Below are 23,263 nucleotides of genomic sequence, written 5' to 3' on the forward strand. Positions count from 1 at the left end.
CAACCAAAAAAAGACATGGATAAGATTACTGAATCATTAAATAATCTCTCAGAAAAACTCTGGGGATGGGTAGAAGCTTTCATAAGGAACTTACCAAACTTAGGAGTCGCTCTCCTAGTGCTATTAATTGCTTATTTCGTATCGAGATTTGTCAATAAGTACTCTCAAAAGATTGTAAAGCGATACGTACCACAACAATCTATCACAAAACTCATAGGTAGAGCCCTTGCTGTATTCGTAGTACTCGTAGGTATATTTCTCGCATTAGGTGTATTAAACCTAGATAAAACACTGAATACGCTAATTGCTGGAGCAGGAGTTTCTGGACTTGTAATAGGTCTTGCACTTCAAGGAGCTCTTGCAAATGGAATCGCGGGTATTATTTTATCATTTAGAAAAAGGGTAAATATAGGAGACTGGGTAGAAACTAGTGGGTATGTAGGATTTATAGAAGATATTAAGCTCAACAACTTTAGTATAAGGGAGCCAGATAATAATATTGTTGTAATACCAAACAAGACGATTACTGATAACCCAATGAAAAATTATTCGGTTACAGAGCGTATGCGCATTATTATAGAATGTGGTGTAGGTTATGAGTCTGACTTAGAAATGGTAGAAAAACTAACTAAAGAAACGATAGCGAGCAAATTCCCTCAAAATGGAAATAAAGAAGAAGTAGAATTTTTCTATACTGCTTTTGGTGGAAGTTCAATCGATTTTATATGTAGATACTGGGTAGATTGTGTAAATGGAAAGCAAAAACTAACCGCTAAGCATCAAGGAATGCTAGCGATAAAGAAAGCTTTTGACGCAAATGATGTAAATATTCCGTTCCCTATTAGAACACTGCAATTTGATAATCAACTACAAATGGCTTCTTCTAATGATAGTCAAGAATAGATTTTAAATAGTTTAAAAAAAATAAGCCGTTACTTTTAAAAGTAACGGCTTATTTTTTTAAGTATATAGTGGAGTTTTATGCTCCAAAAGCTTCTGCTACTTTAGCAGAAAGTCTTTTATAAGTCCCATTATCTAATCGCTCACGAATTGCTTCAAAAGCATTTAAAGTCTCTTCTACATCTGTAAGTGTGTGTGAAGCTGTAGGTATCATTCTAAGTAAGATAAGTCCTTTAGGAATCACTGGATACACCACAATAGAACAAAATACACCGTGATTCTCACGAAGATCTTTTACAAGTGCCATTGCTTCTGGTACGCTTCCTTTAAGGTATACAGGAGTTACACATGATTGTGTAGTCCCTATATCAAAACCTCTATCTTTTAACCCTCCTTGAAGTGCATTTACATTCTCCCATAATTTCTCACGAAGTTCTGGCATTGTACGTAACATATCAAGACGTTTAAGTGCTCCTACCACAAGTTGCATTTGCAATGACTTTGCAAACATTTGTGATCTTAGGTTATATTTTAAGTAATCAATGATTTCTTGATCTCCCGCAATAAAAGCTCCTGTAGATGCCATAGACTTTGCAAATGTTGCAAAATACACATCAATATCATCTTGTACTCCTTGTTCTTCTCCTGCTCCTGCTCCCGTCGCTCCTAAAGTTCCAAAACCATGTGCATCGTCAACAAGTAAACGGAAGTTAAATTTTTTCTTAAGGGCTACTATTTCTTTAAGCTTCCCTTGTTCTCCACGCATTCCAAAAACACCTTCAGAAATCACGAGGATTCCTCCTCCTGTTTGCTCTGCCATTTTAGTAGCACGCTCAAGATTCTTTTCGATACTTGCCATATCGTTATGCTTGTAGGTAAAACGTTTACCCATATGCAAACGAACACCGTCTATAATACAAGCGTGAGTATCTACGTCATATACGATAATATCATCTTTACCTACTAATGCATCAATAGTAGACATGATACCTTGGTATCCAAAGTTTAAAAGATAGGCAGCTTCTTTTTGTACAAACTCCGCACACTCATTTTGTAGTTGTTCATGCAATGAAGTATGACCAGACATCATACGAGCACCCATAGGATAAGCCGCACCATAATCTGCTGCTGCTTGCGCATCTACCTCACGTATTTCTGGACGATTTGCAAGACCTAAATAATCATTTACACTCCATGTAATTACTTCCTTTCCTTGGAACTTCATTCTGTTAGAAATAGGTCCTTCTAGTTTAGGAAAAACAAAGTATCCCTCTGCCACTGAAGCCCATTTACCTAATGGCCCCTTATCCTTGTAAATTTTATCAAATAAATCTCTCATATACTTGTTTTGAAAACAGGTGCAAAAGTACACATTTTTGATATTTTGAACAAATACAAAAACAATTGTAATATGATGCCAAAAATCAAAAAGCTCCTACATAGGTAGGAGCTTAAATATACGTAATATTTTAGACGTTTATTTGATGTATTCTATAGTTGCTACAGTCTCTTCATTTTGACTATCAAAAAAACCTTGATCATTCATCCACTTATCAGAAAACACTTTACTCATGTAGCGACTTCCGTGATCTGGAAAAATAACCACCACCTTGCTATTCTCGTCAAACTCCCCTTGCGCAGCAAGTTGTTTTACCCCTTGAATAGCAGCACCACTTGTATATCCTACAAATAGACCTTCTGTAGTAGCAATCTCTCTCGCACTGTGAGCACTCTCTTGATCACTTACTTTTTCAAATTTATCTATTGCATCAAAGTCTGTTGCAGAGGGTATTAAGTTTTTTCCTAGTCCTTCTATACGGTACGGATAAATTTCTGCTGCGTCAAACTCACGGGTTTGATGATACTTTTGAATCACAGATCCATAAGCATCTATACCTATAATTTTTATTGCTGGATTTTGTTGCTTTAAAAAACGTGCAGTACCAGATATGGTACCTCCAGTTCCACTACAAGCAATTAAGTGTGTAATGTTACCTTCTGTTTGATTCCAGATTTCTGGTCCTGTAGTATTAAAGTGAGCGTCTATATTCAACTCATTAAAATATTGGTTGATATAAACAGAGCCCTTATTTTCTTCATGTAAACGCTTTGCCACACTATAATAAGATCTCGGGTCGTCTGCCTTTACATTTGCAGGACATACATACACCTTTGCTCCCATCGCTTTTAAAGCATCAATCTTATCTGGTGATGATTTTGAGCTCACTGCAAGAATACATTCATATCCTTTAATAATACTTACCATTGCGATACTAAACCCTGTGTTTCCAGATGTAGTTTCAATAATAGTATCACCAGGTTTAAGAACTCCTGTACGTTCTGCCTCTTCTATAATATGAAGAGCTATACGATCTTTTGATGAGTGTCCCGGGTTAAAAGCCTCTACCTTTGCGTAAAACTGACCTTCAAAGCCTTCTGTAATTTTATTTAACTTGATGAGTGGTGTGTTACCTACTAGTTGTAACACGTTATCATACACGTTTAAATCCTTATTCATATATCTTGGTTAAAGCGCTACACAATCTCAAAAATGAGACGTGCAAAACAGAGCAAAAGTAACATAAAAATATGGAACGTGTTTCCTCTACACTAGTTCAATATCATACAGTTATAAACAGCGTTTTACCCACTTACTGAGTAATAGACTCTAAGTCAAGTAAAAAGGCATAATCTTCGGCGATTTCTTTTAATGCTTCAAATCGTCCAGAAGCACCACCATGACCTGCATCCATATTACAATGAAACATGATTTTTGTATCAGCTTGATTCGTTTCTCTTAGTCTCGCTACCCACTTTGCAGGTTCCCAATATTGCACTTGACTATCATGGTATCCTGTGGTAACAAATATATTTGGGTACGCTTTCGCGAAAGCGTTATCATAAGGACTGTAGCTCTTCATATACTCATAGGACTCCTTTTCATTAGGATTGCCCCACTCATCATACTCACCTGTGGTAAGCGGAATGGTATCGTCAAGCATGGTTGTCACAACGTCTACAAAAGGTACGGCTGCAATAATTCCATTATAAAGCTCTGGCGCCATGTTTACAATTGCACCCATCAATAATCCTCCTGCCGAACCTCCGTAAGCATATAAATGACTAGCCGAAGTGTAAGAGTTACTTATCAAATGTTTTGAAACATCAATAAAATCTGTGAACGTATTTCTTTTCTTGAGCAACTTTCCATCCTCATACCACATTCTTCCTAAATACTCACCTCCTCTTACGTGTGCGATGGCATAAATAAAACCACGATCTAAAAGAGATAATCTTATTGTTGAGAAAGAAGGATCTGTAGTACTACCGTAACTTCCATAGGCATACTGTAACAAAGGAGCTGTACCATCTAGTTGTGTGTCTTTGTGGTAGATTATAGATACTGGAACCTTAACTCCATCTTGAGCTATTGTCCAGATGCGCTCCATGTTATAATTATCTTTATCAAAGTTTCCGCCTAATACCTCTTGCTCTTTAAGGACCACTTTTTCTTGAGTGACCATATCAAAATCTATAACAGACGCAGGTGTATTAAGCGCATTATAAGCATATCGTAAAATCTGAGTATCAAAATCGATATTTGTGGTAGGATAAGCGTCGTATGTTTCATTATCAAAAGGCAAATAATAGCTTTCTGAATTATCCCATCGCTTGATGTGTATTTTATTCAAACCATTGCTACGCTCACTTACCACAAGAAAATCCTTAAAAATCTCTACATCTTCTAGCAAGGTATCATCTCGATGAGGGATTATGTCTACCCAATTTTCCATTCCAGTAGCAGATACTAGGGTTTTCATGAGTTTAAAGTTGGTCGCCTTATCTTTATTAGTCTGTATATAAAAAGAATCGTCATAATGAGACACTGCATACTCCAGCCCTCTTGTACGTTCTTGAAAAACCTTAAAATCTGTAGTACCTTCTGCTGCAGATGCAAAGCGAAATTCACTCGTCATCGTGCTGTCACAACCTATCATAATGTAATCCTTAGACTTAGATTTAAAAACATAGGTATAAAACGTCTCGTCATTTTCTTGATAAACAAGTTCGTCTTGACTAGGATCTGTTCCTAAGGTGTGCTTAAATATTTGATTAGATCTCAGGGTTTCTTCATCTTTTCTAGAATAATAAACCGTTTTATTATCATTTGACCAAACAGCGCCTCCAGTGGTGTTTTTGATTTCAGCTGGATAAATTTCTCCAGTCTTAAGATTTTTAAACCTGATTGTATATTGCCTTCTACTTACCGTGTCTATCCCAAAAGCAGCAATCATATTATCCTCAGATACGGCATAACTAGCTTGACTAAAATAAGAATGCCCTTCTGCCATTTTATTATTATCAAATACAATAATCTCTTCACTATCCAAGGTAGCTTCTTTTCTACAATATAGTGGATAGTCTTTTCCAGTCTCAAAACGACGGTAATACCAGAAACCATTGTGCTTATAAGGTACCGACGAATCATCTTCTTTAATACGACCTTTCATTTCTTCAAAAAGTGATTTCTGAAAGTCCTTTGTATGCTCTGTAAGTTTATGATAATATTCATTCTCTTGATTTAAATAATCAAGAACCTCCGGAGCATCGCGCTCTTTCATCCAGAAATAGTCATCAGTACGGATATCTCCATGCTTTTCTAATTGTACTGGAATCTTTTTGGCTACTGGAGGGAATATGTGCTTTGTCAAAGTAATTTATTTTATAAAATGCTTACAAAAATACAACGCACAAGCTTAACTATTTTCTGTTCTTGTAAATAGCTTCATAATCATTTAATAACTTTGTATTCTTAATATAAAACACAAAACTATGTTTGGAGATATGATGGGCTTAATGGGGAAACTCCAAGAAGCAAAAGTAAAAGCAGAGGAAACAAAAGAACGTCTTAAAACTGTACTTGTAGATGAGTCGTCATCTGATAATTTATTAAAACTAACAGTAACTGCAAGCGGGCGTTTAAAGGAAATCCACCTTGATGACAGTCTACTTGAAGATAAGGAGCAACTAGAAGATTATTTAATCTTAACGCTTAATAAAGCGCTAGAAAAAGCACAAAGCATCCACGATACAGAAATGGCAGCTGTAGCCAAGGAAGGAATGCCTAACATCCCAGGAATGGATATGTTCAAATAGAGGAATTATTTAATTAATATCAAAATCCAATCACTTTTCAAGTGATTGGATTTTTTTTGCACACTATCTATAAAGATTATAATATTATATACAAAAAAAGCGCCTTCTTTCGAAGGCGCTTTAACATTGGGCTGGTTAGCTAATGTTTTATAAAGTCTTAGTTATTGATAAGACGGAATTCAGTACGACGGTTGTCAGCATGCTGACGCTCAGTACAAGAAACACCATCTGCACAACGGTTCTTAAGCTTACGCTCACCAAATCCGTTTGCTACAAGAAGACTATTGTTAACTCCTTTAGAAATAAGGTAGTTTGCTACTGATTGCGCGCGACGCTCAGAAAGATCTTGATTAGAAGAAGAAGCTCCTCTAGAATCAGTATGTGAAGCAATCTCTAATTTTACACCTGGGTTTTGAGCTAATAATGGCATAAGACGTGTGTCAATGATGCTCTTTGCAGCAGGAGTTAATGTTGCAGAGTTAGTATTCCAGTTGATAGGGAGTGCTTGGTACTCAACAAGAGCACACTCAACTTCTCTCCATGTAGTAAGTCCACCTTTCTGCTTAAGAACTTCTTTAGATACAGTATCAAAAGTAGCAGCAACAACTTCTTCAGTTGTAGTTGCATCTTTTACCATTACAGTCTTAGTTATAGTCGCAAACTCAGCTGGGATTTCTTCCTCAACTACACTCGCTGGTTGATCAATTACTCTTACAGTATAAGTTCCGTTTGCAGAACCTCCTGGTGTAGATTGAACAGTAGCATCAGATGCTAATGTACGCTTGGATACCGTAGTATATTCTGCTGGGTATCCTTTGTAACACCAGTAACGACAATCGTCAGGGTTAGAAGAAGCACAATCAGGAGCTGGAGCACCTAATTCCCACTGCGCATATGCAGATTTTACTTCAATCGTTTCAGTATCATTAGAAAAAGATGCAGGAACTATTCTTAAAGAAGAACCTGAAGTACTTTTTACATAAGTTACTGTTTCAGTTTTGTAAGTAGCTGGAATTACGCGTAGACGCTTAGAAGCTTCTTTTACCATAACACGCTCAGTTACTGTATCGTATTGAGCGGGTACTACCTTAAGAACCTTGTAAGCAGGAGTCTTTTGAATTTGTACACTTTGAGTCTCATATATATCAGGAGTAGTACAACGTACATAACATTTTCCTGGCTCAGGGTTGCTCGGTAAATCTTGTGCTTGCACATTTGCAAATGCAAAACTTACAAAGGCACATAAAAATAAAATTTTCTTCATAATGTTGATAGTTTAAGTTAATATGGTGAATTTCAATTTCAAAGTACGAAAATAGAAGGTTTCATTAACAAAAGCGTTAACTTTTTTTTAAGAATTTATTTTTCTGATGAAAAGTAAATTACTGCCGATGAAAGACATAAAAAATTACATCCTTGTTAATTGTACGAATATTGATGCACATTTTTGAAAATACTAGGCATTATCAAATCTCTTCAAAACGTCTAAAACAAGCTTGTGAGATGAATTATTGTAATCATAATGAGTAACAATTCTCAACTTACCATGCCCCATATTACTTATAATGACATCATTATCAAAAAGATAACTAACGAAAGCAGCTTCATCAGTGGTTTCTTTTAAATTAAATATTAAAATATTGGTCTCTGTTTTCTCTACAGATTTCACATAGGATAGCGATTCAAGTAGCGTTGCAATATCTTTTGCCTTAGCGTGATCATCACTCATTCTTTCGACATGGTGATCTAGCCCATATAATCCAGCAGCTGCCATAAAGCCCACTTGTCTCATACCTCCTCCTAGCACCTTACGTACGCGCATAGCCTTATTCATAAACTGTTGTTTACCTACTAAAACAGACCCCATAGGAGCACCAAGCCCTTTTGATAGACATACAGAAATGGTATCAAACAGTTCACCATAAGAGCTAGCTGTTTGACCAGTAGCAACAAGCGCATTCCATAGACGTGCTCCATCTAGATGCAAGCCTAACCCATTGGTATCACAAACCTCTTTTATTTTCACAATCTCCTCTAGATCATAACAAGCTCCACCCCCTTTATTAGTCGTGTTTTCTAAACAGACCAATGTTGTGAGCGGACTATGATAAAAATCTGGTGGATTTATAGACTCCTCGACTTGTGCTGCAGTTATTAACCCACGATTACCATCTATAAGCTTACACGACACTCCACTATTAAAAGATACTCCTCCACCTTCATAATTGTAAACATGTGCATACTTATCTGCAATGAGTTGTTCACCAGGTTGTGTATGAATTTTTATGGCAGCTTGATTAGTCATACTTCCCGTAGGAAAATAAAGTGCACTATCCATCCCAAACATCTCTGCAACGCGCTGTTCAAGTTCATTTACCGTAGGATCTTCTTTATAAACATCGTCACCCACTTCTGCACGCATCATATAATCAAGCATTTCAGGCGTAGGCTTTGTAATTGTATCAGAACGTAAATCTATTTTCATCAAAAAATATAGGTATTAATTATAGAGACCATTGGTTAATCTCCATTATGATTGTTTTATAAATGTATACGCTTTCGCGAAAATGTTACTCAAAACACCCTATCGGCGATCCATCAGGAATCTTAGGCGAAGGAAGAACTTTGAACTTCTCTGGTGATTTTAAAAAGTCTTTAATCTCATCGACCATAAATGCTGCATTAGCATCAGGAGATTTTGAACCTAGTTTTGACATCACCTCTTTTAACTGTGCTTTTGCAAAAGCCTTAGTTTGAGGTATCGCATTTGTATGATTTGCAAGGTTCATTAGGTGCTTTAATACATTGTAATTTATAGTTTGCTGTACCTCTTTGCGGTAACTATCTGATTCTTTTGAAAAAAGTGTAGTCTCAACTAAGGAATCTAGCATACCATCTAACCCCATTTGCTTATTATCTAAGGCCTTCTGTTGTACTAGCCTGTTTGCACGTTCTGGATGTAATAACAAGCTCAATGTCATATCACTAGCTGTTGCTGCTGCGCCTAGTGCATCAAATGCTACTCCATCATTGCTTTTGAAACTTTCTCTAGAGCGAGAATATCCCTGCGCTCTAGGTGGAAATAAAGCCAATTTATCTTTGGGAATTGCTAGTTCGCTAGCGGTAAGTGTCTTTAAAACACTTTTTAAAGCTCTCTGCTGCTCATTGGGCGTAAGTGTTTCTGTTACTTTGAGATTATTATCTCCTTTAACAGCATAGTTATAATCAAGACCTCCTATCATCTTTACTGCTCCTTCGGTTTGATATCTGTGATAGAAATATAAAGGGACAAAAACATCTTCAAGCATTGAGTATGGCTCGTTTGTGCGGATGTTGTCTATAGAAAAGTTTGAAATCGCACCTTTTCTAAGTACAAGCATTTTTTCTAACTCCTCTGCGGCATCTGTTCCATTGTCCCAAAGATGGGCCTTATAATGTGCTCCTCCTTGAGCTCTTGCATCGCTATCTGTAATGTATCGTAATCCGGCCTTTTCTGCGGTAGTAAGTATATTATCAAGAAAGACCTCTTCTGATGTTCCTTGAGGAGCCACTCCGTAGCTATAGTTAACTGTTACTTTATCCCAAGCTCCTATTCCAGTGGCATAGGCATTAGAAAAGTCTACTTCATTACCAGCCCATGTAAGCGTAGGATGAGGATAATCCATCACACTTGCTCTATTTTCTGTGCTGGCAGCAAAGTTATGAGCAAAACCTATGGTATGCCCCACTTCGTGAGCGCTTAGCTGGCGTATTCTAGCTAGTGCCATTTCTAGCATAGGCTTATAATTATCATCTCTTTCGGCAAAAGGCTTATTCATAAGCGCTTGAGCAATAAGGAAATCTTGACGAATGCGCAGACTCCCCAAACTTACATGACCTTTGATAATCTCACCTGTACGTGGATCTGTAACACTTGCTCCATAACTCCATCCTCTTGTACTGCGGTGTACCCATTGTATAACGTTATATCGCACGTCCATAGGATCTGCATTTTCTGGTAACATTTTTACTTGAAAAGCATCTTTAAAACCAGCAGCTTCATAGGCTTGATTCCACCAGCTAGCACCTTCTAACAATGCAGAACGAACAGGTTCTGGAGTACCTGGGTCTAGATAATATATGATAGGTTCTACCGCCTCACTTACTGCTGCCGCAGGATCTTTCTTTTCTAAACGATGACGATTTGCATAACGCTTTACAATTGGCTCTTGTATAGGTGTTGCATAATCTAAGTATGTGGTAGAAATATTTCCAGCTCTTGGGTCAAAACGTCTAGGTGTATAATTATCATCTGGTAATTTTACAAATGAGTAATGTTGCACCACTGTGAGTGCACTCGCATCTGGAGCTACACTTCTTATGTTTCTGCCAGTAGGAGTTCCCTTAAACGTGAGTAGCGCTTCAAACTCTGTGTTTTCTGGAAATGCTTTTGTGCGTTCCATATACATCGCGCTTCTAGTTTTATCAAGTTTATAGGTTCCTTCCTTGCTTCGCTTTAATCTAGCAGCCACTCCATGAGTGTCTTCTAGTAAAAATGGTGTAAAATCAATAAGGTACTTCGCTCCTTTTGTTTCCTTAATAGGAAACCCAAACAGCACCGACTTTGCAAATGCTTCCTCTATAGATCTACGCTCTAAGGCGTTATCCGTATTTGCTCGGTATTTCAAGTTAGGTTGGACTAATAATAATTTATTACCTGCCTTTTGAAATTTTACCACAGCAGTTCCTCCTAGTTGACCTCTATCAATCCCGATATCATTACTTCCTAAACCTGTACGAAGGGAGTGAACGTATAAAAACTCTTCATCCAGCTTGTCAACTTCGACATATACTTTATCCTCGCTCTCATCATAGTGAAGAGTGAAGAAACCTTTTTCTGTAACGAGGTCCTTTTTTGTTTCTAAAAATTGTGCGAACGCAGAGCTTGCGACAAGCAGGCTAACGGTAAGAATTAGATATTTTTTCATGGATTGTTGTTAAGGTTGTCTAAGATACATGTTTAGCTCAAAAAAGTAAATCCAAATATCAAAATAGCTGATATCATCTGGCTAAATATATTAGAGACACACAACACCCTACAAGCTAGCCCCGATTGTCGTGTAAATCCCACAGCTGCCTGGCACAGCCGGCGCGAGGAATTGCAACAGAAAGCGGGAAACCCAGATGCATAATACATAATACCCATATGCTACAAACAAAAAAAAGAGCACCCCAAGGGATGCTCTTTATATATGGAAAGCCTATCGCCAAATAGGACTCATGCGTTCAACATTTTTTGATCATTACTGATTTTCAAAAACTTCCATAATACTGCCAAATTGAGATACATCTATATCGCTCTTATTAAGCGACTCTGCCATACGCATCATATCTCCTATATTCATGTCATTACCTAATAGACGAGCTAGAACGAAACCTTTATTATCATCTGCACCAAAGAAAATTACTTCATCGATAGCCTCTTCTTCTCCTTTAAAATATAGGCGCATTTGCCCCATATCTCCAGAAGCTTTCATAAGCTCTTCATAATCATCTGAGGTAAGGATATCTTTTACTTTATCACGCTCTATCTGCATTGCTGCAGTGTCTCCAGATTTTGTTTGATATGCCATAAGATTGATCTTACGCACGGTCTTAAAAACCTTTTGCTGCTCTTCTGTCAATGCTTCTACATTCTTACCAAGTAGGCTTGTAGGTACATCTACAAGAATGAAATCTCCATTCTCTTGATTATCTACATAATATTCTTGTAAAGACTGCTTATTACTACAACTGGCCAGTGTAACAACAGCTAGCACTGCAGTGATGGTTACTTTTATAAATGTGTTCATCTTACGATTTTTTTGCGTTACCTACTTCTTTAAGGGCATCACTACCTTTAAAGTCTAAATCTTGTGCAAGTTTTGAAATTTGCTTGAGATCAATGTTTCCTGTTACTTGAAAGAATACAGCACGTTTCTCACCATCCATATCCCCATTTAAGAACATTACAAATTCTTTTACATAATCTTCACTACTACCTTCCTTGTAATAAAATTTTACATTCTTACCATCGTCCTTTACTCTCATGAGCTCTTGAAGATTGCTACTTGTAATGTAGCTCTTCATCGTTCCGCTCATCTGGTCCATTACTCCCGTATTTGTACTTGTGTACATCTTTACATTCTCAAGATTGTCTACAAGGTTGATATACTTTTGCATTTCTGGGTCAGATGAGTTAAGGTCTACTTTACTAAGCAGCTTAAACATCTTTTGATTCATTACTATAGAAGTAACTCCTTTTACATCCTCGTATTTATCAAAAGGACTTTGTGCGTAACCTACTAAAGTTACGAGGGCAAATGCCACTAACATTATTGACTTTTTCATAATATTTTTAATTTGAATTTTTATTTAAATAAAGTGCTCGATGCCTTATCAAATTCTTGCACCACCTCCAGCTGCGTAGTACTTTGATTAATCATTTGGGACATCATCCCAAGTGCTTGTTTTGTTTTTAAGATGGCTAGTTCTTCATTCTCATAATTAGTAGAAATACTAGCATCTACCTGTGTATTTTGCGTCCATAATACTAGTCCCACAATAACTGCAGCTGCAGCACTGGCTGCAAATCTATAAATAGACTTTGATCGTTGTTTATGAGGTAGCACTATTTGTGCATCATAAGTTTCCTTTGAAGCGACACTAAATGCCGTAAACATGCTAGCATATTTTTCTAAGTGCGGCGCCACATGGTCACTTGTAAAATAAGTTCTCAACTCCTGCTCTTCCTTAAGTGTAGTTGCTCCTTCAAAGTAACCATCTAGTAGCTTCTCTATATTATGAGATTCCATAGTTTCGTTTTTTAATCAATTCTTCTCTTAGTTTTTTGCGAGCTCTTGACAATGCAACTCTTACAGCAGTTTCATTCATCTCAAGTATCACAGCAATCTCTGCGTTATCCATTTGCTCAACATCTCTCATTTGTACAATAAGTCGTTGCTGCTCTGGTAAATCTTCCATGAGTTTAAAAACCCAAGCTACCTCATCTGCAACTTCTATATGCTTACTTGTATTTCCTGAGTGATCTTCGTAATTGTTATGAACGATTTTAAGATTATTGCTTCCTTTTGCTTTAAGCTTATCATAGCAATAATTTTTTGTCATCGTCATCGCAAATGCTTCAACACTTCGATATTTTTTTATGTCGGACCTCTTTGTCCATAAACGCAGTAGTACTTCCTGCGTAGCATCTTGAGCCTCATCGTCAGATACGAGCAACCGCTTTGCAACGCGGTACACTTTATCCTTAAAAGGAGTTACAAGATTTATGAACTTATGTTGGTCCATCGATTAATTGGTTAGTTATAAGGAAGACGAAGCAGTATTACTTTTGTTACAATGGGGATAAGAATTTTTATTTCGCTTTCGCGAAAACGTGATACAATCACAAACAACTCTCGAATAAAAACAGAAATCCCGTCTCAATAAAGACGGGATTTCCTAGTAATTATGAAGTAGTAATACTAAAGCGTATTATTTCTTTCCTTTTTGTTGTTGCTCTGCCTGCTCCATCATCTGTTGCATTTTCTTAGCAAATTTACCTTGCTTTTTAGGCTTAGCCTTTTTTACTTCAATTTTTGCTTTAATCTTTTCCTCATCAATGATGAAGTTTTTGATTACCAAAATAATTCCAATCGTAAGAAGGTTTGATATGAAGTAATATAAACTCAATCCACTTGCATACTGGTTAAAGAAAACAAGCATAAGTAGTGGAGAGAAATACATCATGTACTTCATCATTTTACTCATATCTGGCATTCCTTCTTGCGTAGGTTGTTGCATTTGCTGGTTACCTGTAGTTAACCTCATTGAGAAGAAAATAGTAACTGCTGCAAGTATTGGGAATAAACTCACGTGATCTCCATAAAAAGGAATCTCAAACGGAAGCTTTGCAATCTCATCATAGCTAGATAAATCATCTGCCCATAAGAAGCTCTTTCCTCTCAAATCAAAAGCAGATGGGAAAAATGTAAACAGCGCATAAAACACAGGAATCTGTAATAACGCTGGTAGACAACCTGCGGCGGGACTCGCTCCAGCTTTGCTATAAAGCGCCATTGTTTCCTGCTGCTTTTTCATTGCATTGTCCTTATGCTTCTCTGAAATTGCTGCAATCTCTGGCTTTAAGATTTTCATTTTAGCCTGAGAAGTATATTGCTTGTACTGTACTGGAGACAACAATAACTTGATTGAAATAGTCATTACGATAATTGCAATTCCTGCTGGTAAGAATCCAGTTAAGAATGCAAAAAACGGAATTACTAAGTATTTGTTTAAAAACCCAAAGATTCCCCATCCTAATGGCATTGCCTCATCAAGACCTTGATCATAAGATTTTAGGATTGTATAATCTGTAGGACCGTAGTACATCTGCATGGCGTAATCTAGCTCACCATTTTTTGCTTCTAGCAATACATCAGACTTGTATTCTTTTGTAAAAATAGTTGCCTCATCTCTATCGTCTGCCTCCTTATATAAATCGGTAGATGATAATCTTGCTTCTTTAAATGGAGTCTTAGAGATAAGCATTGAGCTAAAGAAGTGCTGGCGATAATTCATCCATACAAGATCTTCTTCTATCTCATCGTCATCTCCTGCTGGAGATAACTTATCTGTCTTATCTTCTTCATATTTATAAGTAAGACGTGTGTATCTATTTTCGTAAGACTGGCTACGTGCGTGGCGCATTCCTTTAAAGTCCCACTGCATGCGCATAGGGTTAGACGTATTTAAACGAGAAGAAAGCCCTTGAGACTTCATCCCAAAATCCATCATATAATCTCCTTCTTTAAGCTCATAACGATACTCTAAGTATTCACTTGGAGAAACTTTAAGCTTCATAGAGAGGACGTCATTCCCTCCATTTTTTGATAACGTAGGCTCAAAAAACAAATCCTTTGTATTAAGATTACGATTATCTGCAGTACTAAAACTTACATTAAATTGGCTATTTCCATCCTTAATAAGGTATACAGGAATTGAATCAAAAGTACTGTGTTTAAGCAGTTTTACTTCTGTAATATAACCTCCTTTATTACTTACTTTAAGCTCCAATACATCATTTGCAATGGTAGTGGTTGCTCCTTCCTTTGCAGATGGGAGCGAACCAGAGTAAGCAAATGTTCCTAATCTATTTTGTAATGCTACATTACTTAAAGAATCTGTCGCAATTGCAGGCGCAGCATCCATTACTGGCAGTGCGGCAACATCATCTTCAGTTTCTTGAAGTTGTTCTGTTTGTGCTGCTTTTTGTGCTTCTATTTCTTCAGGGGTAGGCTTATTAAAATATATAATCCATACTAGAATCCCTCCCATTAGGAGCATTCCGATAAGAGAATTTGTGTCGAAGTTCTTTTTCATCAATTGTATTTAGGTAGTGTTTTTATTACGCTTTCGCGAAAGCGTGATTTTCTCAAAGCAATTCTGCCTCCATTATTAAAATTTATGACATAGTGGCACGCGTACTATCTTGAGCATAACTTACAGCTGCTCTTACAAATGCCACAAATAATGGATGTGGATTTGAAACCGTACTCTTATATTCTGGGTGATATTGCACTCCCACAAACCATGGGTGGTCTTCTATTTCTATAATTTCTACAAGTCCAGTGTCTGGATTTGTTCCAGTGATTTTCATTCCAGCTTTTTCTAGCTGCTCGCGGTATGCATCGTTAAATTCATATCTATGACGGTGACGCTCCATAATTACTTCCTCACCATAAACATCACTCACAATACTGTTAGGCTCCAGTTTACAAGCCCAAGCTCCCAAACGCATGGTACCTCCCATCTCTGTGATGTTTTTTTGCTCGTCCATCAAACCAATTACTGGATGCGGAGTATTTGCATCCATCTCTGTAGAGTTTGCTTTTTCAAGACCACAAACGTTCCTACCATATTCTATCACTGCCATTTGCATACCAAGACAGATTCCTAAAAATGGAATTTTATGCTCTCTAGCATACTGTACCGCTTTGATTTTACCCTCAATACCACGTTCTCCAAAACCTGGCGCCACAAGAACACCATCTAGTTTTGCTATTTTATTTTTGATGACGTCTGGAGTAATATGCTCACTATGTATGCTTTCTATCTTTACTTTTACCTCATTTTCTGCACCTGCATGAATGAACGATTCAAGTATAGATTTATAGGAATCTTGTAACTCTACATACTTCCCTATCAATCCAATAGTAACTGTAGATTTTGGGTTCTTATGTTTTGCAATAAACTCATTCCATCCAGTAAGCTCTGGTTGTGTGGTATCTGAAAGATCTAATTTCTTAAGGGAAATTAGATCAAGCCCTTCCTCTAGCATAAGATTAGGAACATCATAAATCGTGCTTGCATCTCTAGACTCTATCACTGCTTCTTGCTCTACATTACAAAAACGAGCAAGTTTTGACTTAAGCTCATACCCTAATTCATGCTCAGTACGACATACTAAGATATCTGCCATGATACCACTTTCCATAAGTGTTTTTACACTATGTTGTGTAGGCTTAGTCTTAAGCTCTCCTGCTGCTGCTAGGAAAGGAATAAGCGTTAAGTGAATTACTAACGAATTCTGCTTTCCTAATTCCCACTTAAGTTGTCTGATGCTCTCTATATATGGAAGTGATTCGATATCACCTACGGTTCCACCTATTTCTGTTATAACGATATCATAATCTCCACTTTTACCTAAAATCTGGATACGCTCCTTGATTTCATTAGTAATGTGAGGGATTACTTGAACCGTTTTACCAAGGAATTCTCCACGACGTTCTTTATCGATAACGCTTTGGTAGATACGTCCTGTAGTGACATTATTTGCTTGTGATGTAGGAACGTTAAGAAAACGTTCATAGTGACCTAGGTCAAGATCTGTCTCAGCACCATCATCTGTTACATAACACTCACCGTGCTCATAAGGATTTAAAGTACCTGGATCAATATTTATATAAGGATCTAATTTTTGGATAGTAACTCTGTAGCCTCTGGCTTGAAGTAATTTAGCTAGCGATGCAGCGATGATACCTTTACCTAGAGAAGAAGAAACTCCGCCCGTTACGAAAATGTATTTTGTAGATGCCATTGAAGGTTTTTCTGTAGTTCGTTTACGGGGTGTAAAAGTACAAGATTTTAAGGAGACTTTAAGACACTTGACCCGTTTATTTAATCAAAACAAAAGGCAATCCTAAGCTGGATTGCCTTTTGTAATTTATGTTATGCTTTAATAAAAGCAGCCTATTTATCTAGAGTAATTAGGTGCTTCTTTTGTAATTGTCACATCGTGTGGGTGACTTTCATTGATACCACTAGCCGTGATTTTTACGAATTGTCCATTTTCCTTCAGTGCCTCTACACTTCCAGCTCCGCAATATCCCATTCCTGCTCTAAGACCACCTACAAACTGGTGGATACTCTCATTCAGTTCGCCTTTATATGGTACGCGACCTACAATTCCTTCTGGGACTAGTTTTTTAATATCATCCTCTACATCCTGAAAGTAACGATCTTTTGATCCCTGTTTCATTGCTTCTACAGAACCCATTCCACGGTAAGACTTAAACTTACGCCCTTCATAGATAATAGTCTCTCCTGGTGATTCTTTAGTTCCCGCAAGTAAAGATCCTAGCATCACACAATCTGCTCCTGCAGCAATTGCTTTAGGGATATCACCTGTATAACGTATTCCACCATCTGCAATTACTGGAACTCCTGTTCCTTTAATAGCTGCGGCACATTCAAGTACTGCACTAAATTGTGGGAAACCAACACCTGCTACTACACGCGTAGTACATATAGATCCCGGACCTATACCTACTTTTACCGCATCTGCTCCTGCTTCTACAAGATATTTTGCAGCAGCTCCAGTTGCAATGTTTCCTACTACACAATCTAGATCTGGGTAAGATGCTTTAACAGACTTTAAGACCTCTACCACACCTTTAGTATGACCGTGAGCAGTATCTATAACAATAGCATCTACTCCCGCTTTTACTAATGCACCTGCACGCTCAACAGCATCTCCAGTTACACCTATCGCAGCTGCAACACGCAGTCTACCATAGATGTCTTTATTTGCGTTAGGCTTTAAAGTAAGTTTTGTGATGTCTCTAAAAGTGATGAGACCTATAAGTGTATTGCTATCTGTAACTACAGGTAGTTTTTCAATTTTGTGATTTTGCAGAATTTCTTCTGCTTGTTGTAGTGATGTTCCTTCGGCAGCTGTAACGAGGTTTTCTGAAGTCATTACTTCGCTTACCGGACGATCATTGTTTTTCTCAAAACGTAAATCTCTATTGGTCACGATACCTATCAATTTCCCAGCATCATCAACAATAGGAATACCTCCTATGCTATGCTCTTTCATGGCTGCTTTTGCATCGCCTACATTTGATTCAAGAGGTAATGTAACTGGATCGATAATCATCCCACTTTCGGCACGCTTTACTTTGCGCACTTTAATGGCTTGCTCCTCGATCGTCATGTTTTTATGCAACACGCCTATTCCACCCTCTTGCGCTATAGCTATTGCCATACGACTTTCTGTCACTGTGTCCATTGCCGCAGAGACAATAGGTACGTTAAGTGTTATATTACGGGTAAATTTTGATTGTATACTAACCTCTCTTGGAAGTACTTCAGAAAATGCTGGTACTAATAGTACGTCATCGTACGTAAGTCCTTCTCCTAAGATTTTATTCTCGTGTGCAGTCATCGCAATTATTGTTTTAAGAAGTGAGAGTGGATTATTACGCTTTCGCGAAAGCGAATAAACTATAAATCCACGCTAACAATTAATTGCATGCAAAGATACATTTTATTCCTCAATATGTAAGGGAATCAATTGTAATCTAATAATTAACAGCCTCGATGCTTTAAACCGGACTAGCTTATTCTAATTTTCTATAATAATCCACTAGCAACAACATCTAGTATGTGCTAGCTATTCTTACTCAATCTAAATACAAACAAACTGATTAACAATTATTTACGATTATCCAACATTCTTTCTACTTAACTTTAGAGAAGAAATGAATTAAAAAAAGAAACTATGGCTATCAAACTCGCACACAACTGTTCAAACTGTAACCAACTTAGAGATGGAAATTTTTGCAAAAAACACGAAGTACACGTAGGTGCTCAATACACCTGTGATAGCTTTGATATGAAAGCTGCTTTAAAAGACGATCGTAATTGTGTGACTTGCACTCGCTATCAAGAAAGTGATTGTGCAAATCCTACACAAGCAGCTCCTGGAATGCTATGCGCTTCTTGGGCTCCGCAAGGCGAAGCTTAAGACAAGGATATTACAAAGACAAAGCCATCTCATAAGTTTATGAGATGGCTTTGTCTTTGAGTAAAACTCTATTGCTATATTTTAATCTGTAGCGTCGTATAAAAAGTAACCGGCTCTGCTGGTATAATCCCAGGGCCAGGATATCCTGTAGCACGTCTCGTGAAGTAAGACTCATCTAGCGCATTATTTAATCCAGCCTCTAATTTGAAACGCTTCCAAGTATATGCCGCCGAAATATCTAGTACTCCGTATGAAGGGATTGTCCCCTCTATACCACGTTGATTATCATTTACGTCTTGTGGAGCATTTGATGCGTCTGTAAATTGTTCTGTAAGGTATGTGTATTGTACACTTCCTGTAAAATTTTTATATCCAAAATTCACTCCAGTTTTAAAGTTTATATCTGGAATAAACTCTACTTCATTACCCTCTACACCATTTCTATCAGAGTTTAAATATTCTGAACTTGTAAGCGCTAGGTTTGTAAAGAGCTTAAGTTTATAATCTGATTGTTCTTCAAAAAATGTGTTTTTTATATTCCAATCTGTAAAAAATTCTAAACCGTAAATAAATGCATCTCCTATGTTGCCACGACGTCTTTTTATACTATTATCTGAGTCTACAAATAACACTTCTCCTAGTCGGTCATCATATCGCACACCAAACAAACTAAAATCATAAGCAAACTTATTATCTATGCGTCCTCTAGCTCCTAAGTCTACAGTAAATCCCTCCTCATCAGTTATATTCTCATCAACTACAAATGATGGATTTGTAATTCTAATATCATTAAATGTAACAGAACGATAATTCTGGCTAAAGTTCCCGTACAATTCAACTGCTGGAGATAGATCATATGTTACGCCTGCACCTAACAGTAAAAAATCACGGTCAAAAACTCTATTATCTGCTATATCCTCATTTACAAGTAAATTACCCGCTAGGTCAACCACTACATTATTAAAAGAACCTGCACTCTCTGTTTTGATTTGCTCATATCTAAAACCTGGAGTTATAGAAAGTCTATCTGTAACATTAAAGATGTTTTCTCCAAAAATAGCTAGGTTTCTATTAGGAAAATCAAATTCAGCTTGACGCTCATAATTAGGAAACTGCGCTGTAGCAAAACTAAAATCTGCATCTGCAGCCGTAGTTCCAGGTCCTTGCTGCTGACTATTACTTGCGTCATAATATTTACTTCCTATTAAGAAAACAGCATCCTTCTCTCCTATCTTATATCTCGTAAGCAAGCGTGCTTCTGCACCCCAGTTTGTAAAGTTATCCACTAGAAGTTCTCTAGGTTCTTCTAGATCATCTGGCTGTGACACTCTGTTTGTTCTAAAACCTACGGCACTACGTTGTGCGTCTAGACCAAACACGTTTAAGCTAAAATCTGTTTTATCACTAAAGGCGTGATCAAGGCGTAAAGAATATACTTTCCAGTCTACATCAAACCAATTGCGATCACGATTACTAAAGTTAGGATCCTCTATAAATTGAGCATCTGTAAGACCTCCAGCCTGCTTTGCTAAATAATTAAACAGGGTCAATTCTCCTATTATTTTAGTATTCTCACTAAGCTGGTATGCTGCGTGCGCAAAGTAATTACGGCTATTAAACTGAGAGTTAGGTCTCCAGCCATCTCCTTCTTTGTAATTGAAATAAGTGTAATAACTGAATTTCCCTACCGTACCACTTAAACTATTAAACGAGGTAAGCAACCCATAAGAACCTGCTGTCTGTCTTGATATCAATTCTATTTTTTTGTCTTTTACTGGCTCTCTAAATTTGAAATTTATCAATCCGCCAAACTGTGTTCCATATTGCAATGATGCTGCTCCACGTACTACTTGAATTTCTTTAAGAGCCTCTGCCGGTGGCGTGTAGTAACTCTCTGGATATCCAAGAACGTCTGCACTTATATCATAGTTATTCTGTCTAATATTAAAGTTGGCAGAACGGTTAGGGTCTAATCCTCTTCCTCCAATGTTGAGTTGCAATCCAGCATCTCCATTTTCATAAATGTTGAGTCCTACTACCTGACTATAAATCTGTCTAGGTGCATTTGTAGCTAGGTTTGCCGTAAGTTGGTCTACAAGTACTACTTCACTCTTTTTACCAGCATAAATTGCTGTTCCCTCTACTTTTTTAAGTGAGCGTAAAGCAAAAATCTTCTCACGACGGCTTGTAAGCACCACTTCAGAAAGTGATTCCCCTAGCTCTTGAAGAGTATAATTCTTAGTAACATTATTGGTAATTGAAACTTGATCTTCTACAAGCTCATAAGCAAAGCCAAAAACAACTACCGCGTAGCTTCCAGATGTCACATTATCAAATGTAAACGCTCCAGAAGCATCTGTAGTAACGACCATATTTGCCTGACGCACATATACCTCAACCTCAGCAATACCCGCACCTGTAGCGTCTGTTACTTTACCTGAAAATGTAAATTGTGCACTCATAGAAAGCGCACATAAAATCAATAACAACGTATTATAAACCTTTAATTTCATCTGTAAATGGTATAATCCAATTTTTATGAGCAAAAGAATCTTCTATTTGCGCGAGATCCGCTTTGGGATCAATATATGTGGTACTCAACCTTCCATTAAGAGCAACATAAGACTCCACGTAGACTTCTACCTCTTGGTGACCCTGACCCTCAAAATGGTCGCGAAGATAGTGAGCATATTCTAAAATAAAGTCTGGCTGGAAGCTCATTTGCTTTTCTTGTAGTGGAGTTAAGAAATCTGTATTATCTACATAAAATCGCTTTCCGCTTACGCCATCTACTATTTTAAATTGTGCATAGCCAGATTTCTCCATGAGCATCACTCTCCATGAGAATCTATAGCCCTCTTCTGTCCAGAATAACTCCCCAGGATACGCTAGGTAACGCCATGGCAATAGTAGTTGGACTGTAAAAAATATCGCTACAATAACTATAGAAGCCTTTGCTAGATTAAGGTTTCTAGGCGCATAATGCTGTGTAGTTTCTAATAACTGTTGTGGATATTTTACCGCTTTCGCGAAAGCATAAATAATCTTTTTATGAAAACCTACATCAAAGAAAATCAACGCGCTCACTATCATCACATACGGAAACATCCCGATAGGAAACAACACTCGTGTAAGCACATGGAAAATGATGACCATGATAAATGCAAAAGGCCTCGACTTACGCCAGAGCAAGAAAAAAGGAATCAACAAATCATATCCCGCTCCAAACCAACTAAAGGCATAATGCACCCATTCTTGACCCAACAAATCACCTATAAACGGAATATCAAATTTAGAAGGCAACCAAATTTTAAGCGGCATGGCCTTTACAAGCCAGTCACTATTAAGCTTTGCTAGTCCTGCATATACATACACTATCCCCAGCAGTAGTTTGATACTATCTATTGTCCAGCGAGGCACAAACTGGATGGGTGTAGCTGCACGCTTTCGCGAAAGCTGTAATGCATCAATCGAAAAATAAGAACCAGCAGGTATAAAAATCATCAAGAAGCTAAGCATGCTGATGAAGTAATAGTGATTGAGATACATGGTTTTATCCATGAGCTCTATATATGTGAAGCTCAAAAAGAATATGATAATTGCCAGACGGTATTTATAACCTATGGTTATCATGATCGTACTTAACGCACATATCGCAAATAACAAGTAGGTATAATTCTCGAAAGGACGCACCCACTCAAAACCATAAAATGTAAAATGGAAGGATGGTGCAATATAGAATTTCTCAATCCACCCGTGACTCCAGAATCTGATGAGACTGGCTAGCATGAGCAATCCAAAAGACACACGAAAGACCGCTAGTGGTGCGGCCTCTCTTTGTGTATTTAAATATCTTTTGACTTGCTGTATCATCTA

The 23,263-nt window shown here is 37.4% G+C and carries 18 protein-coding genes; 3 read left to right on the forward strand and 15 right to left on the reverse strand.

Annotated elements, in window-relative coordinates; all coding sequences use genetic code 11:
* Nucleotides 1–15 precede the first annotated feature (15 nt).
* Nucleotides 16–903, forward strand: coding sequence for a mechanosensitive ion channel family protein (locus tag KRODI_RS14735; RefSeq protein ID WP_013752423.1), 888 nt, complete (start codon nt 16–18; stop codon nt 901–903).
* Nucleotides 904–979: 76 nt separating this feature from the next.
* Here the strand turns inward: KRODI_RS14735 and KRODI_RS14740 are convergent, their stop codons facing one another.
* From KRODI_RS14740 to KRODI_RS14750, 3 genes are all read right to left on the reverse strand, one after another.
* Entirely contained in the window at nt 980–2,239 is a 1,260-nt protein-coding gene (locus KRODI_RS14740; protein WP_013752424.1) for an aminotransferase class I/II-fold pyridoxal phosphate-dependent enzyme, read from the reverse strand.
* Between the two features lie 138 nt (nt 2,240–2,377).
* Nucleotides 2,378–3,418, reverse strand: coding sequence for a PLP-dependent cysteine synthase family protein (locus tag KRODI_RS14745; protein ID WP_013752425.1), 1,041 nt, complete (start codon nt 3,416–3,418; stop codon nt 2,378–2,380).
* Nucleotides 3,419–3,551: 133 nt separating this feature from the next.
* The gene (locus KRODI_RS14750; protein ID WP_013752426.1) at nt 3,552–5,612 is read right to left on the reverse strand and encodes a S9 family peptidase; all 2,061 of its coding nucleotides are present in this window, start codon (nt 5,610–5,612) and stop codon (nt 3,552–3,554) included.
* Between the two features lie 121 nt (nt 5,613–5,733).
* On the opposite strand from KRODI_RS14750, the gene KRODI_RS14755 reads away from it, so the two are divergent.
* A complete protein-coding gene (locus KRODI_RS14755) occupies nt 5,734–6,057 on the forward strand; it encodes a YbaB/EbfC family nucleoid-associated protein (protein ID WP_013752427.1) in 324 nt (107 codons plus the stop codon).
* A gap of 157 nt (nt 6,058–6,214) precedes the next feature.
* On the opposite strand, the gene KRODI_RS14760 is transcribed toward KRODI_RS14755, so the two are convergent.
* From KRODI_RS14760 to guaB, 10 genes are all read right to left on the reverse strand, one after another.
* Nucleotides 6,215–7,321 (reverse strand): OmpA family protein, encoded by a 1,107-nt coding sequence (locus tag KRODI_RS14760; RefSeq protein WP_013752428.1) that lies wholly within the window; start codon nt 7,319–7,321, stop codon nt 6,215–6,217.
* Nucleotides 7,322–7,513: 192 nt separating this feature from the next.
* Nucleotides 7,514–8,542 (reverse strand): threonine aldolase family protein, encoded by a 1,029-nt coding sequence (locus KRODI_RS14765; RefSeq protein ID WP_013752429.1) that lies wholly within the window; start codon nt 8,540–8,542, stop codon nt 7,514–7,516.
* 85 nt (nt 8,543–8,627) lie between these two features.
* Nucleotides 8,628–11,024, reverse strand: a complete 2,397-nt coding sequence (locus KRODI_RS14770; protein WP_013752430.1) for a zinc-dependent metalloprotease — start codon at nt 11,022–11,024, stop codon at nt 8,628–8,630.
* A gap of 315 nt (nt 11,025–11,339) precedes the next feature.
* Nucleotides 11,340–11,888, reverse strand: coding sequence for a DUF4252 domain-containing protein (locus KRODI_RS14775; RefSeq protein ID WP_013752431.1), 549 nt, complete (start codon nt 11,886–11,888; stop codon nt 11,340–11,342).
* 1 nt (nt 11,889) lies between these two features.
* Nucleotides 11,890–12,426 (reverse strand): DUF4252 domain-containing protein, encoded by a 537-nt coding sequence (locus tag KRODI_RS14780; RefSeq protein ID WP_041295737.1) that lies wholly within the window; start codon nt 12,424–12,426, stop codon nt 11,890–11,892.
* A gap of 20 nt (nt 12,427–12,446) precedes the next feature.
* On the reverse strand, nt 12,447–12,890 hold the full coding sequence (locus KRODI_RS14785) for a hypothetical protein (RefSeq protein ID WP_013752433.1): 444 nt from the start codon (nt 12,888–12,890) through the stop codon (nt 12,447–12,449).
* Entirely contained in the window at nt 12,877–13,386 is a 510-nt protein-coding gene (locus tag KRODI_RS14790) for an RNA polymerase sigma factor (RefSeq protein WP_013752434.1), read from the reverse strand. The genes KRODI_RS14785 and KRODI_RS14790 overlap by 14 nt, the downstream gene beginning before the upstream one ends.
* Nucleotides 13,387–13,572: 186 nt before the next feature.
* Nucleotides 13,573–15,459, reverse strand: coding sequence for a membrane protein insertase YidC (gene yidC, locus KRODI_RS14795; protein ID WP_013752435.1), 1,887 nt, complete (start codon nt 15,457–15,459; stop codon nt 13,573–13,575).
* An 82-nt stretch (nt 15,460–15,541) separates the two neighbouring features.
* Nucleotides 15,542–17,176, reverse strand: coding sequence for a CTP synthase (locus tag KRODI_RS14800; RefSeq protein WP_013752436.1), 1,635 nt, complete (start codon nt 17,174–17,176; stop codon nt 15,542–15,544).
* A gap of 156 nt (nt 17,177–17,332) precedes the next feature.
* The gene (guaB, locus tag KRODI_RS14805) at nt 17,333–18,805 is read right to left on the reverse strand and encodes an IMP dehydrogenase (protein ID WP_013752437.1); all 1,473 of its coding nucleotides are present in this window, start codon (nt 18,803–18,805) and stop codon (nt 17,333–17,335) included.
* Between the two features lie 336 nt (nt 18,806–19,141).
* Here guaB and KRODI_RS14810 point away from each other — a divergent pair, with 336 nt between their 5' ends.
* Nucleotides 19,142–19,387, forward strand: coding sequence for a hypothetical protein (locus KRODI_RS14810; protein ID WP_013752438.1), 246 nt, complete (start codon nt 19,142–19,144; stop codon nt 19,385–19,387).
* Between the two features lie 74 nt (nt 19,388–19,461).
* Here the strand turns inward: KRODI_RS14810 and KRODI_RS14815 are convergent, their stop codons facing one another.
* Nucleotides 19,462–21,900: a TonB-dependent receptor gene (locus KRODI_RS14815; protein ID WP_041295739.1), complete on the reverse strand. Its 2,439-nt coding sequence runs from the start codon at nt 21,898–21,900 to the stop codon at nt 19,462–19,464.
* Nucleotides 21,881–23,260: an HTTM domain-containing protein gene (locus KRODI_RS14820; protein ID WP_013752440.1), complete on the reverse strand. Its 1,380-nt coding sequence runs from the start codon at nt 23,258–23,260 to the stop codon at nt 21,881–21,883. The genes KRODI_RS14815 and KRODI_RS14820 overlap by 20 nt, the downstream gene beginning before the upstream one ends.
* Between the last annotated feature and the right edge of the window lie 3 nt (nt 23,261–23,263).

Source organism: Dokdonia sp. 4H-3-7-5 (genome assembly GCF_000212355.1).
GTDB lineage: Bacteria > Bacteroidota > Bacteroidia > Flavobacteriales > Flavobacteriaceae > Dokdonia.

Coding starts and splice junctions, on each gene's coding strand:
- KRODI_RS14735 (WP_013752423.1), top strand. CDS start 16: ATGGATAAGATTACTGAATCATTAAATAATCTCTCAGAAAAACTCTGG.
- KRODI_RS14740 (WP_013752424.1), bottom strand. CDS start 2,239: ATGAGAGATTTATTTGATAAAATTTACAAGGATAAGGGGCCATTAGGT.
- KRODI_RS14745 (WP_013752425.1), bottom strand. CDS start 3,418: ATGAATAAGGATTTAAACGTGTATGATAACGTGTTACAACTAGTAGGT.
- KRODI_RS14755 (WP_013752427.1), top strand. CDS start 5,734: ATGTTTGGAGATATGATGGGCTTAATGGGGAAACTCCAAGAAGCAAAA.
- KRODI_RS14760 (WP_013752428.1), bottom strand. CDS start 7,321: ATGAAGAAAATTTTATTTTTATGTGCCTTTGTAAGTTTTGCATTTGCA.
- KRODI_RS14765 (WP_013752429.1), bottom strand. CDS start 8,542: ATGAAAATAGATTTACGTTCTGATACAATTACAAAGCCTACGCCTGAA.
- KRODI_RS14770 (WP_013752430.1), bottom strand. CDS start 11,024: ATGAAAAAATATCTAATTCTTACCGTTAGCCTGCTTGTCGCAAGCTCT.
- KRODI_RS14775 (WP_013752431.1), bottom strand. CDS start 11,888: ATGAACACATTTATAAAAGTAACCATCACTGCAGTGCTAGCTGTTGTT.
- KRODI_RS14780 (WP_041295737.1), bottom strand. CDS start 12,426: ATGAAAAAGTCAATAATGTTAGTGGCATTTGCCCTCGTAACTTTAGTA.
- KRODI_RS14785 (WP_013752433.1), bottom strand. CDS start 12,890: ATGGAATCTCATAATATAGAGAAGCTACTAGATGGTTACTTTGAAGGA.
- KRODI_RS14790 (WP_013752434.1), bottom strand. CDS start 13,386: ATGGACCAACATAAGTTCATAAATCTTGTAACTCCTTTTAAGGATAAA.
- yidC (WP_013752435.1), bottom strand. CDS start 15,459: ATGAAAAAGAACTTCGACACAAATTCTCTTATCGGAATGCTCCTAATG.
- KRODI_RS14800 (WP_013752436.1), bottom strand. CDS start 17,176: ATGGCATCTACAAAATACATTTTCGTAACGGGCGGAGTTTCTTCTTCT.
- guaB (WP_013752437.1), bottom strand. CDS start 18,805: ATGACTGCACACGAGAATAAAATCTTAGGAGAAGGACTTACGTACGAT.
- KRODI_RS14810 (WP_013752438.1), top strand. CDS start 19,142: ATGGCTATCAAACTCGCACACAACTGTTCAAACTGTAACCAACTTAGA.
- KRODI_RS14815 (WP_041295739.1), bottom strand. CDS start 21,900: ATGAAATTAAAGGTTTATAATACGTTGTTATTGATTTTATGTGCGCTT.
- KRODI_RS14820 (WP_013752440.1), bottom strand. CDS start 23,260: ATGATACAGCAAGTCAAAAGATATTTAAATACACAAAGAGAGGCCGCA.